13 protein-coding genes are annotated in these 12,938 nt (G+C 42.1%); 12 read left to right on the top strand and 1 reads right to left on the bottom strand.

Annotated elements, in window-relative coordinates:
- The first annotated feature begins 44 nt into the window (after positions 1-44).
- Positions 45-923: an AAA family ATPase gene (locus tag EQM06_RS12160; protein WP_128746625.1), complete on the top strand. Its 879-nt coding sequence runs from the start codon at positions 45-47 to the stop codon at positions 921-923.
- Between the two features lie 59 nt (positions 924-982).
- Here EQM06_RS12160 and EQM06_RS12155 read toward each other — a convergent pair whose 3' ends face one another.
- Positions 983-1,747 (bottom strand): NAD-dependent protein deacylase, encoded by a 765-nt coding sequence (locus EQM06_RS12155; protein ID WP_128746624.1) that lies wholly within the window; start codon positions 1,745-1,747, stop codon positions 983-985.
- 98 nt (positions 1,748-1,845) lie between these two features.
- On the opposite strand from EQM06_RS12155, the gene EQM06_RS12150 reads away from it, so the two are divergent.
- From EQM06_RS12150 to EQM06_RS12100, 11 genes are all read left to right on the top strand, one after another.
- Entirely contained in the window at positions 1,846-2,841 is a 996-nt protein-coding gene (locus EQM06_RS12150) for a patatin-like phospholipase family protein (protein WP_128746623.1), read from the top strand.
- 169 nt (positions 2,842-3,010) lie between these two features.
- Entirely contained in the window at positions 3,011-3,910 is a 900-nt protein-coding gene (locus tag EQM06_RS12145) for a substrate-binding domain-containing protein (protein WP_128746622.1), read from the top strand.
- Between the two features lie 15 nt (positions 3,911-3,925).
- Positions 3,926-4,786, top strand: coding sequence for a phosphate ABC transporter permease subunit PstC (gene pstC, locus EQM06_RS12140; RefSeq protein ID WP_128746621.1), 861 nt, complete (start codon positions 3,926-3,928; stop codon positions 4,784-4,786).
- Complete coding sequence (gene pstA, locus EQM06_RS12135) at positions 4,773-5,660, top strand: phosphate ABC transporter permease PstA (RefSeq protein WP_128746620.1); 888 nt, start codon at positions 4,773-4,775, stop codon at positions 5,658-5,660. Before pstC ends, pstA begins: the two co-directional genes overlap by 14 nt.
- Before the next feature lie 22 nt (positions 5,661-5,682).
- Positions 5,683-6,432 (top strand): phosphate ABC transporter ATP-binding protein PstB, encoded by a 750-nt coding sequence (gene pstB, locus EQM06_RS12130; RefSeq protein ID WP_128746619.1) that lies wholly within the window; start codon positions 5,683-5,685, stop codon positions 6,430-6,432.
- A 45-nt stretch (positions 6,433-6,477) separates the two neighbouring features.
- Entirely contained in the window at positions 6,478-7,152 is a 675-nt protein-coding gene (gene phoU, locus EQM06_RS12125; protein ID WP_128746618.1) for a phosphate signaling complex protein PhoU, read from the top strand.
- A 3-nt stretch (positions 7,153-7,155) separates the two neighbouring features.
- Entirely contained in the window at positions 7,156-7,827 is a 672-nt protein-coding gene (locus EQM06_RS12120; protein ID WP_128746617.1) for a response regulator, read from the top strand.
- A 14-nt stretch (positions 7,828-7,841) separates the two neighbouring features.
- Positions 7,842-9,503, top strand: a complete 1,662-nt coding sequence (locus EQM06_RS12115; protein ID WP_128746616.1) for a sensor histidine kinase — start codon at positions 7,842-7,844, stop codon at positions 9,501-9,503.
- Between the two features lie 219 nt (positions 9,504-9,722).
- Complete coding sequence (locus EQM06_RS12110; protein WP_128746615.1) at positions 9,723-10,889, top strand: SAM-dependent methyltransferase; 1,167 nt, start codon at positions 9,723-9,725, stop codon at positions 10,887-10,889.
- A 98-nt stretch (positions 10,890-10,987) separates the two neighbouring features.
- The gene (surE, locus tag EQM06_RS12105) at positions 10,988-11,752 is read left to right on the top strand and encodes a 5'/3'-nucleotidase SurE (protein WP_128746614.1); all 765 of its coding nucleotides are present in this window, start codon (positions 10,988-10,990) and stop codon (positions 11,750-11,752) included.
- Between the two features lie 69 nt (positions 11,753-11,821).
- Positions 11,822-12,754 carry a DUF2156 domain-containing protein gene (locus EQM06_RS12100; RefSeq protein WP_128746613.1) on the top strand — a complete coding sequence of 311 codons (933 nt, stop codon included), beginning with the start codon at positions 11,822-11,824 and terminating at the stop codon, positions 12,752-12,754.
- The last annotated feature ends 184 nt before the right edge of the window (positions 12,755-12,938 follow it).

Here is a 12,938-nt window from a genome sequence, read left to right as displayed (position 1 = left end):
GCCGCAATGAATTGAACGTTAAAAGAAGATAGGGGTATTTTGTTATGACCGTATATTTGGATCGTTTCCACTTTCCCGATAACGTGAGCGAGGAAATTTTTTTATCAAATGAGGAGAGACTGAAAGCAACGTGTTACTCTTCCGTATATCCGTTCACTTTATTTTTTGAAAAAGGATTGGAAGAACTGAAATTTGAGCCTGTTACATTTTTATACGGCGGAAATGGTTCCGGAAAGACAACGATTCTGAACATCATTGCGGAGAAAATGAAAATTCAGAGGGGAACGTATTTTAATAAAAGCGACTTTTTTGATGATTATGTAGGACTTTGTGAGCAACACACCATAAACAGTTCGTTTTCTATTTGGAGAAACAGCAGGATTATTACAAGCGATGACGTATTCGATTATATGCTAGCTGTCCGATGTGTAAATGAGAAAATTGATATCAAAAGAGAAAATTTATTTGATGAGTATATGGAAACCAAATATTCCTCATTTCAAATGAGATCGCTGGATGATTATGAACAGTTAAAGAAAAATAATGATGTAAAAAAACACACCTTTTCAAAATATGTAAAAAGGAATTTAATGGGAAATATCCGGGAGCAGTCTAACGGAGAAAGTGCTTTTTGGTTTTTTACCGAGAATATCAAAGAAAACGCATTGTATTTGTTGGATGAGCCGGAAAATAGTCTTGCTGTGGAGCTGCAAGTAAAGCTTTTGAAGTTTATAGAGGATTCGGCAAGATTTTTTGGCTGTCAGTTCATCATTGCTACGCATTCTCCCTTTTTATTATCCATGAAAGAATCCCAAATCTATGATTTAGATGAAACACCTATAGCAGGAAAGAAATGGACAGAACTGGAGAATGTAAGAAGTTACTTTAACTTTTTTAAGGAGCATGAAGAGGAGTTCAAATAATAATGGGCATAGCTGATGTTGCAGCTATGCCTGTTTTTGGGTTATATGAAAATCCTTCTTTAAATCCCGCAGACCTCTCCGAGAACCTTTCCGATGGCATCATAGATGACCAGATTCGCCTTATGGTCATATTGTGTTTTTGATTTGTTGATCAGGATCAGATTGTTTCCTCTAAAGTAGTTGATCAGTCCTGCGGCAGGGTATACCACTAGGGACGTGCCGCCGACGATCAGGGTATCGGCCTTAGAAATGGCGTCGACGGCCCCTTGGATCACCTCGTCGTTCAAGCATTCTTCATAAAGAACCACATCCGGTTTGACAATCCCGCCGCATTTTTTGCAAGTGGGAACCAGTGTCTTTAATCCTTCCTTTTCTTTGCAGTTTTCTGGCTTCAAGATGTAGTCCAGATCGTAAAATTCTCCGCATCGCATACAGTTATTTCGCAGCACAGAGCCGTGCAATTCAAAAACCCTTTTACTGCCGGCCAGTTGGTGAAGCCCATCTATATTTTGGGTTACGACAGCCTTCAACTTGCCTTCCGCTTCCAGTTTGGCGAGAGCCAGATGGGCTTTGTTGGGTTTTGCCTCTTTATAAATCAGGTTATTTTTATAATAGTCATAAAAGGTTTCTAAGTTGTTTTGAAAAAAGCTATGAGAAAGCATTGTTTCGGGGGATTTTCCATATTTGTTCATGGCCCGATAAAGCCCGCTCTCAGAACGAAAGTCTGGGATGTTACTTTCCGTGGACACACCTGCTCCCCCGAAGAAAACAATATTGCTGCTGTCTTGAATGATAGTTGATAGTTGTTCTATTTCTTTACTCATGAAATCATCTCCATACTTTATATATTAATTCTATTATGACATAAAGAAGCCAAAAGTAAAATATATTATTCGGAGTAAGGATAGGAGGGAGGAGCTATATGGAATATCCATATCGAAATTTAGTATTATCCGGAGGAGGAATCTTAGGCATTGCTTATATTGGTATGCTGGACTATCTCTATCGAATTGAGCTTATAAAGGACATAAAGCGCATAGCGGGATCATCGGCAGGAGCCATCGCTGCCTGCATCACATCCTTCGATCTTCCGTTCGAAGAAATGCGAGCCATTACAGAGTCTCTGGATTATAGCAAAATCCCATTGAACAGCAATTCTACGGAATCTTTTTATTTCACAAAATCAGAAAAGGTGCAATTAGATAAAATATTTGAAAATGCCGAATGTGTTTACAGGCTGGTCAAGAAATACGGCTGGTATTCCTCCGGTTATTTTTATGATTGGATACGGGATCAGATTCATGCGCAGTTTGATCCCCGGAAGAAAAAGCCGCCATATACTTTTGAGGATTTTAGAAATCCCGCGATTCATAAAAACGAGCACGAATTTAAGGAGCTTTATATCGTCGGAACAGATGTTGCGGCAAATGGATCTATTGTTTTTTCGGCAAAGGATACGCCATATTTTGAAGTAGCGGAAGCTGTTCGGATCTCCATGTCCGTGCCTCTTTTCTTTGAAGCAGTCAAAACAGACCAACCCATAGGAGATGACCGTAAGCAGCCTAGAATCTACGCTGACGGAGGAATCATGTATCGGTATCCCATTACCTTATTTGATAAGGAATGCCCTGAGAATCAAACCGTGGGCGCCCTGCTCACCGGAAAAAATCAAGATCAGGACAGAGAAATTAACAATTTATTGGATTATATCCGTAATCTGATTTCATGTGCGGAGGCTGTTCAGACAGAATTCTCCTATAGCGATCCTGAAAACATGAAACGCACCATTCAGATTTTAACAGGCAAAATTTCTTCTTTGAATTTTGATATTAAAAAAGGAGATGCCGCCTATACCTATTTATACGAACAGGGCTATAAGGCAGCAGAAAAATATTTCAGTGCCGTATTTAGTTCGTGACCAGTTTTTGTTTTCGCATAGAGAGCTGCCGCACTGCGGCAGCTCTCTTAACATAGATTTAACCTGATTTTACACATTCTTTACTTCATTCGGCCTGTTGATTTAACATGGTGAATATACTATGTGAATGTAGACAAAATAAAAGGAAAACGGTAAAGGAGCGAATAAAATGAAAAATGGATTCAAAAGGTTTTTAGCCTTTGCGGCAGTAACGGCCCTTATTGCAGGAAGTCTGGCAGGATGCGGAAGCAAGGACGGTGCAGACGGTTCGGATAAGTCAAAGACAAGTCAGGACATTTCTGTCATATCAAGAGAAGAGGGTTCCGGAACGAGAGGTGCGTTTATTGAGTTGTTCGGCATCGAAGAGAAAAACGGGGCAGGAGAAAAAGTGGACAAAACAACGGAAGAAGCCAACATTACCAACAGCACGTCTGTCATGATGACAAGTGTGGCAGGAGATACGTACGCAATCGGATATGTCTCTCTCGGTTCCCTCAACGATACGGTCAAGGCTCTTAAAATTGACGGTGTGGCACCGAGCAAGGAAGCCATCAAGGATAGCACCTATAAGATTGCAAGACCGTTCAATATAGCTACAAAGGGAGAGGTAAGCAAGGTTACACAGGATTTTATAAACTACATTATGAGTGCGGACGGCCAGAAGGTGGTTGAAGACAACGGATATATTTCCGTCGGGGAAGCACCGGATTTCTCCGGGACTATGCCGAAAGGAAAAATCGTTATTGCAGGTTCTTCCTCTGTAACACCGGTCATGGAAAAGTTAAAAGAAGCCTATCTGGCAGTAAACCCTAACGCTTCTATTGAAATCCAGCAGAGCGATTCCACCACAGGAATGACCTCCGCAATCGACGGAATTTGTGATATTGGTATGGCTTCCAGAGAACTGAAAGAGGAAGAGACCAGCGGAGGTTTAAAAGCTACGGTCATTGCAATGGACGGCATAGCAGTAATCGTAAACAAGAACTTAGAAGTAGATGAATTGACATCTGATCAGGTAAAGTCCATCTTTACGGGAAAAATCTCAAGCTGGTCGGATATTATCAAATAAGAGGACAGCAATCGTATGAATACATTTAAAGAACTGTTTATGAAATGCGTATTTCTTGCAGCTGCCTGCACTTCGGTGCTGGCAGTTGCATTGATATGCATCTTTCTGTTCGCAAACGGCATACCGGCTATAAAAGAAATAGGTATTTTTGATTTTATTTTAGGGCGGACATGGCGGCCCTCCAACGATGTATACGGCATTTTCCCGATGATACTGGGAAGTATCTATGTAACAGCAGGGGCTATTTTACTGGGTGTTCCCATAGGCCTGCTGACAGCAGTTTTTATGGCTAGGTTCTGCCCGAAGTTAATTTATAAGCCTCTCAAGGCAGCCACAGAACTGTTGGCGGGAATCCCGTCCATTGTATATGGATTCTTTGGATTAGTAGTTCTGGTTCCGTTTGTAAGGGAAAATTTTGACGGAAACGGCAGCAGTATATTTACCGCTTCTGTTCTCCTTGGAATCATGATTCTGCCTACAATCATCGGGGTCAGTGAGTCTGCCATACGAACGGTGCCGGAACAGTACTATGAAGGAGCCTTGGCACTGGGCGCCACCCATGAAAGAAGTATTTTCTGGGTCGTGCTTCCGGCAGCAAAGTCAGGTGTAATCGCTGGTGTGGTTCTTGGAATAGGACGTGCTATCGGGGAGACTATGGCGGTCATGATGGTAGCTGGAAATCAGGCAAGGATGCCTGCGGGACTCTTTAAAGGCGTGAGAACCATGACAACGAACATTGTTATGGAAATGGGGTATGCGGCAGGGCTTCACCGAGAAGCTCTTATTGCTACCGCTGTAGTTCTATTCGTTTTTATACTTATCATCAATTTATCGGTATCGATTTTGAACAGGAGGAATTTAAATGGAGGAAGCTAGACGAGAAATAAATGCCATTAATACCGTAAAAGTAAGAGATAAAGTAAAAGCTTATTTTAGAAATCCTGTTTCATTTATTTTGTTTTTACTGGTCATGGCAGCAGCGATTCTGACCTTTGTGGTCCTGATGTTTTTAGTGGGGTATATTCTGACAAAAGGAATACCGCATTTAACGCCGAGTCTGTTTGAGTTTAAATATACCACAGAAAATGTATCGTTGATGCCGGCATTGATTAATACTATTGTCATGACGATTTTTTCCCTGCTTATAGCCGCACCGTTAGGTATTTTTTCGGCAATTTTTCTGGTGGAATACGCAAAACGGGGCAATAAGTTTGTCAGTTTGATCCGAATTACGGCAGAGACCCTGGCGGGAATTCCTTCCATCGTTTATGGGTTATTTGGTATGCTGTTCTTTGTAACGGCACTTCATTGGGGCTATTCGATTTTGGCGGGAGCATTCACCCTAGCCATCATGATACTGCCTTTGATTATGCGTACAACGGAAGAAGCCTTGAAAGCTGTTCCAGATTCTTTCAGAGAGGGCAGCTTTGGACTGGGAGCCGGTAAGCTCCGTACAGTTTTTGTCATTGTTCTTCCCACGGCAGTGCCCGGCATACTGGCAGGTGTCATACTGGGAATCGGACGAATCGTAGGAGAAACGGCAGCATTGATTTATACGGCGGGAACGGTGGCAGATATTCCGCAGAATCTGATGGGCTCGGGGAGAACCTTAGCCGTGCATATGTATGCGCTGTCCAGTGAAGGACTGTACATGAATCAGGCGTATGCTACGGCGGTGATATTGTTGATCATTGTGGTAGTAATCAATACTCTTTCCGGCTTTATTGCAAAAAAGATTGCCGCGCGTTAAGAGACAGAGAAAAGGATAAAATATGGATAAAATTAAAGTAAAAAATTTAGATTTATATTACGGGGATTTTAAAGCTTTAAAAAATGTAAATCTCGCATTGCCGGAGAAGGAAATAACCGCTTTTATAGGACCCAGCGGCTGCGGGAAATCGACCCTTCTTAAATCCCTGAACCGCATGAATGATCTGGTGGAGGGCTGTCAGATAACCGGAGAAGTTCTGCTGGACGATCGGGACATATATGGCAGCATGGACATCAACCTGCTCCGGAAGCGTGTAGGTATGGTGTTCCAGAAACCGAATCCATTTCCAATGAGCATCTATGACAACATTGCTTTTGGGCCGAGGACTCACGGAATAAAATCCAGAAGTAAGCTGGATGACATCATAGAAAAATCCTTACGAGATGCGGCCATTTGGGATGAGGTAAAGGATCGTTTGAAGAAAAGTGCGTTGGGGCTGTCGGGAGGGCAGCAGCAGAGGCTTTGTATTGCAAGAGCCTTGGCTGTGGAACCGGAGGTGCTTTTAATGGATGAGCCGACTTCTGCGCTGGATCCGATTTCTACATCTAAAATAGAGGATCTGGCTCTGGAGCTGAAAAAGAATTACACCATTATTATGGTTACGCACAACATGCAGCAGGCGGCCCGTATTTCGGATAAAACAGCCTTCTTCCTTTTAGGAGAGGTCATCGAATTTGGTGACACGGAAGAGCTGTTTTCTGTTCCTAAAAACAAAAAAACAGAAGATTACATTACCGGAAGATTTGGCTGATGTTTTTTATGAGATTATTGTGATAAAATATAAGGAGGCATAGCAGTGCGAAACAGATTTGATACGCAGCTGACATTACTGAACAAGGAGATTATTGAAATGGGTGCGTTGTGCGAGACAACGATCAACGACGCCGTGAAAGCACTTATTGAAAAAGACAAAGAGTTGGCGAAGAAAACCATTGAAGCAGAAAAGCAGATCGATCAGAAGGAAAAGGATATTGAGGCTTTGTGCCTAAAGCTTTTATTACAACAGCAGCCGGTAGCCAGAGATTTGAGACTGATTTCTGCCGCTTTAAAAATGATTACAGATATGGAGCGAATAGGGGATCAGGCTGCAGATATTGCAGATATTGTTATGCTGGCGGATCTGTCCCTTCCTACAGACTTTAAGGACATAAAGCAGATGGCAGAAGCGACGATTAAGATGGTAACGGAAAGCGTCGAAGCCTTTGTGCAGAGGGATTTAGTTCTAGCAAAGGAAGTCATTGCATATGACGATGTGGTAGACAATCTTTTTGATGTGATCAAAAATGAGGTAATAGATACCATTGGAAACATGCCAAAACAAAGCCGGGAAGAGCAAAATAAAATGGGGCTGGATGTTATAGATATATTGATGATAGCAAAATATTTTGAACGAATAGGAGATCATGCGACGAATATTGCCGAATGGGTGGAATTTTCCATTACAGGCACGCATATGGAGCAGGAGGAGTAGAATATGATATTTTGTGTTGAAGACGACAGCAGTATAAGGGAATTAATCGTATATACCCTAAGAAATACCGGCTTTAAGGCGGAAGGCTTTTCGGACGGAGCGGAGTTGTTTTCTGCACTTTCCCAGCAGACGCCGGAATTGATTTTGCTGGACATTATGCTTCCGGGGATGGATGGTATCGAAGTCTTGAAGAAAATTAAGAGCAGTAAGGGGACAAGGGATATTCCGGTGATCATGCTGACCGCCAAGGGCACAGAGTATGACAAAGTAATCGGGCTGGATAACGGTGCCGACGATTATATGACAAAGCCTTTTGGGATGATGGAGCTGATTTCCAGAATTAAGGCTGTCCTGCGGAGAGTGCAGCCCAAAACAGGAAACGGCCAGATCACCTGCGGAGACATTACCCTGAATGCAGAAAAGCATTTGGTTACCGCCGATGGAAAACCGGTACAATTAACGCTGAAAGAGTTTGAAGTACTGCGGTATTTAATGGAAAACAGGGGAAATGTTTTATCAAGAGATCTCCTGCTGGAACGCATTTGGGGATATGATTTTGACGGAGAGACCCGAACTCTGGATGTGCACCTGCGAACCTTGAGACAAAAGCTTGGGGAAAGCGGACAAATCATAGAAACGATTCGCGGCGTAGGATACTTGATCAAAGAATTTTAATTGGGGTATTTGGTATGAGAACAAAAATATTTAAGAACTTTTTTTCCCTTTCAGCTATTGCCATTATTATAACGACCGTTATGATTTCTTTTATTATGTACAAGGGTTTTTATCGGGATATGAAGGTAGAAGTGGAACAAGAGGCGCAATATATATCAGCAGCGGTCAATTTGGGCGGCGAAGGTTATTTGCAGGGAATTAAGGGTGTTCAGGGGGATCGAATCACTCTGATTGGATCGGACGGTACGGTCTTGTTTGATAATCGGCAGAACCCCGCTGAAATGGGAAACCATTTAAAGAGGCCGGAAGTAGCGGAAGCGATTCAGACCGGAAGCGGTGAAGAGGTGAGAATGTCTGACACGTTAGGGCAGCAGACCTTTTATCACGCGGTAAAGCTTCAAAATGGAAATGTGATTCGCGTGGCTAATACCACCTCCAACGTATATGCCGTGGCGGCAGTCAATTTGGCATATGTATTTTTCATGTGCCTGATTCTCCTGACTGCTATTTTGTTCTTAGCCAAACGTCAGACAGAGGCTATCGTAGCTCCTATCAATAATCTGGATTTGGAAGACCCCTTATCAAATGAGGTATACGATGAATTTTCACCATTATTAAGAAAACTGGAACAACAGAACCGCCTTATTGAAGAAACCTATGCTATTTTAAAGAAAGAGCGGGGCGAATTTCAGTCCATTACCCAGAACATGAAGGAAGGCTTGATTGTGCTGAACTCCGAGGGGGAAATGTTGATCGTCAATAAAAGAGCGGCAGAAATTTTTGGAAAGGTTCGGGAGGGTCATTACCTCACCTTGAACAGGAGTGCTGAATTCAGAGAGGTCGCTGAAAAAGCTCTCCATGGCATAGCCGCGGAAAGCAGCTTGAAACAAGACGGAAGGCTGTATCATTTACTTGCCGTTCCATCCTCTTCCCAAAAGAATGTGGACGGAAACGCGGAGGGTGCCGTGGTGCTGGCACTGGACATTACGGAAAAAGAGGAAACAGACGGAATTCGGAGAGAATTTTCTGCAAATGTTTCTCATGAGCTGAAAACACCATTGACATCTATTTTGGGCTATGCGGAAATTATCAAGGAGGGGATCGCCAAACCGGAAGATGTAAAGGGATTTGCCGCCAAGATCTACAGCGAAGCAAAGCGGCTGATTGCACTGGTAGAGGACATTATGAAGCTTTCTAGGCTGGACGAGGGAGCCTGTGAACTGCCCGGTGAAGTGGTGGATTTGCAGGAAATCTGCCAAGAGGTGATAGAAAGATTGAAAGATAAGGCGGAAGCAGCTCACGTAACTGTTGAATTTGCAGGATCATCGGACGGGAGCCCAATCCACGTGACGGGAGCTTACGCCATGCTGGATGAATTGGTATTTAATTTATGTGAAAATGCCATAAAATACAATAAAACAAATGGGAAGGTAAAGGTGGACCTGACTGATAATCCGGTCAAGCTGATTATATCCGATACCGGTATCGGGATAGATAAGGAATATCAGGAACGGATTTTTGAACGGTTCTACCGGGTGGATAAAAGTCATTCCAAAGTAACAGGCGGCACTGGCTTAGGGCTTTCCATCGTCAAGCATATAGTTAAACAGCATCATGCGGCTATTCAGTTAGAAAGTGAGCTGGGAAAGGGAACGACCATAGAGGTACGGTTTTAGGGATAAAGTGTGTTTTCAAAAAACTGAAAACACACTTTATTTTTTTAATATGGGATTCCTTCAATAAGAAAAATTGCTTCTTGGCTGGATTAATTCGAAGCAAAGTATTAAAATAGAAGAAATGGATAAAATTAAGTTAATTATTGTTCAAGCAATAGAAACCTGACCAAACGTAGTTTGTACAAACGCGGCCAGATTATTAAAGGGAGGAAATCTATTATGAAAAAGAAACAAGAGTTACTTATCGATTTTTTGAAACAATTCGATGAAAACCCATTTGCAATCGTGATGGATGAAGAAAAGTATCTGATAGGGGAAGGGGAGCCAACATTTACAGTTCGGGTAAATAAGCCGATAGAAATAAAGGAGCTGATGGCAAGCACTTCTCTGGCTTTAGGTGAAGCGTATATGAGAGGAGATATTGAAATTGAGGGTGACCTTTATACGGCACTAAACAATTTCCTCGGCCAGCTAGGAAAATTCCCCAAAAACACGAAGGTATTAAAAAAACTAATGTTCACGTCTAACGGAAAGAAAAATCAGAAAAAAGAGGTATCTTCTCACTATGATATCGGAAATGATTTTTATGCACTTTGGCTGGATGAAACGTTGAGCTATTCCTGCGGGTACTTTAAGAAGAAAAGAGACACCTTGTACGAAGCTCAAATGAACAAAATTCACCGCATTCTCGAAAAGCTTTGCCTAAAAGAGGGAATGAGCCTGTTGGATATTGGCTGCGGCTGGGGACAGCTTTTAATTGAAGCAGCTAAGACCTATAAGGTCAAGGGTCTAGGGATCACTTTAAGTCAGGAGCAGTGCAAGAAATTCAATGAAAGAATTAAGGAAGAAGGCTTGGAAGACTATCTGACAGTCGAAATCATGGATTACCGCGATCTGCCTAAATTAAAGACCACCTTTGACCGGGCAGTGAGCGTAGGAATGTTGGAGCATGTAGGAAGAGATAATTACAATCTGTTTATGTCCTGTGTTGATAAAGTATTAAAGCCGACCGGCTTATTTTTATTGCACTATATAAGCGGCATGAAAGAGCATCCCGGAGATCCGTGGATGAGAAAATATATATTTCCCGGCGGCATGTGTCCAAGCTTAAGAGAAATCATCAATTTGTGTGCAGAATACAATTTCTATACGCTGGACGTAGAAAGCTTGCGACGTCACTATAAAGAAACACTGCTTCGATGGGATGCCAATTTTAATGAACGTCGGAAGGAAATCGAAGCAAAGATGGGAATCGAATTTACCCGCATGTGGGATTTGTATCTGTGTGCCTGTGCAGCGACTTTCAACAGAGGCGTAATCGATTTGCATCAGATTTTACTTTCAAAAGGTGTGAACAATGATCTGCCGATGACAAGATGGTATTAAAAGATTATAGCGGCTCGTTGCATTTTTCCATAGATAAAAAGGGATATTGGTGATAGTATAAATAGCAATAGGATTTTAAAAGGAGTAGAAGACAGAATATGAATATTTTGGTTGCCAATGATGATGGAATAAAAGCAAAGGGTATTTTTGAACTGGTAAAAGCTTTATCTGAGGTCGCTCAGGTATATGTATGCGCCCCGCATGTGGAGCGGAGTGCAGCCGGTCACAGCATTACTGTAAGGGAAGGCCTGGAAGCAAAAGAAGTTCCTTATGAAAACGCGGAGCTTGCTCTTGAAATAAACGGAACTCCGGCAGATTGTGTGAAATTGGGTGTTTTACTTATGAAGGACCGGGGTATAAAAATAGATATGATTTTTTCAGGAATCAATCATGGAGGAAATTTGGGCACGGATACCCACTATTCCGGGACAGTATCAGCTGCTATAGAAGGCTGTATCTGCGGAATTCCGTCGGTAGCGGTTTCTGTGGATAACCATAGGCCTCAGCATTTTGAAGTGGCCGCAGAGCTGGCGGTGCAGACGCTGATGAAATCCATCGGACGGCTGGATGGGAAGACCGTGCTGAATATCAATGTGCCGGACGTGCCGAAGGAAGAATTGAAAGGTGTGAAAATTACAACTTTAGGACCCAGAGAATACGACGGATGGTTTCAGAGCAAAATAGTAGGCAAGGCAGGTGCTTCTCAATACTGGTACAGCGGAAAACCTGTAGTATATGATAACCTGCCGGAGCATTACGATGTAATAGCTGTACAGGATGGCTATGCTTCCATTACACCGCTGCACTACGATTTTACAAATTATGAACTAGTAGAGGAAGTAAAGAGCTGGGGCATTCAATAGCAAGATGATGAAAATTCTGCCGAACGGGGATGAAGAGCCGGGCAGAATATTAAAAGGAAAGAACAATAAATGAGTAGTATATTTAAAAACGAGATAACGATAGAAAACAGAGAAATTTTGGAACAGTATTTAACATCTTACGAATACAGAACCTCAGGATTATCTTTTTCTTCACTATACATGTGGAGAGATCAGAATGAATTTTCGTGGGAAATCATTGGGGATTACATGGTCATTGCCGGATTGAGCCATTTAGAAATTGAAAAGCATGAATATTTTTTGTTTCCGCCGCTGACCCGCACCGGAACATACGATCCGGCAAAGCTGAGAGAAACCTTATGTGAGACGAGGAAACGATTTCAAGAAAAGGGATCCAATTTTAGTATCCGGCTTCTCCCTGCACATATGAAAAAAATTATTGAAGAGGCTTTTCCCGGAGAGGTGGAGTTCATTCCGGACAGGCCGAATTATGATTATTTATATTTAAAGCAGGATTTGATCGACTTGAAAGGCAGAGCATACCATGCTAAAAAAAACCATTTAAATTACTTCTTGAATAACTACAATTATGAGTACGTCACGCTGACTCCGGACATGATCGGTACCGTGATGAAGTTTTTGGAAGAATTTAATGCACGAAAAAAAATAGCGCCTCACGAAATGCGATGGCTGCTTATGGAAACCGATGCCATGCGGGACGTGGTAATGAATTTGAACCGATTGGATTATACGGCAGGTGCCATTGTTATCGATGGAAAGGTGGAAGCCTTTGCCATTGGCGGAAGAACAGGAGAACAGACCATTACAGAGCACGTTGAAAAGGCAAACAGTCAGATAAGAGGATTGTATCCAGCCATTAATAATGAATTCTGTAAGCACTTAGATGACTCCATAATCTATGTAAACCGTGAAGAAGATATGGGCATAGAAAATTTGAGAAAAGCGAAGCTTTCCTATAAACCGGTTGAATTAGTGGAAAAATATATTGTTCAATTTTTATGATCGTGATGAAGATGAATCCATCCCCTTTTGCTTTATTAAAGAGAGGGGATGTTTTTATGGAGTAAATAATTTCCTTTATTAAAAAAGTAGGAAATTATGGTTTGTAATTTTTGGCAACGGGTATAAAGATGGAAATGATTCTAAGGGTGAAAATTATTTAGAAACATGCGGACAACCGCAAGGC

The sequence above is a fragment of the Aminipila luticellarii genome, from assembly GCF_004103735.1.
Taxonomy (GTDB): Bacteria; Bacillota; Clostridia; order Peptostreptococcales; family Anaerovoracaceae; genus Aminipila; species Aminipila luticellarii.
Note: the sequence above shows the minus strand (reverse complement) of the source record. Positions and strands in the feature narration are given on the sequence as shown.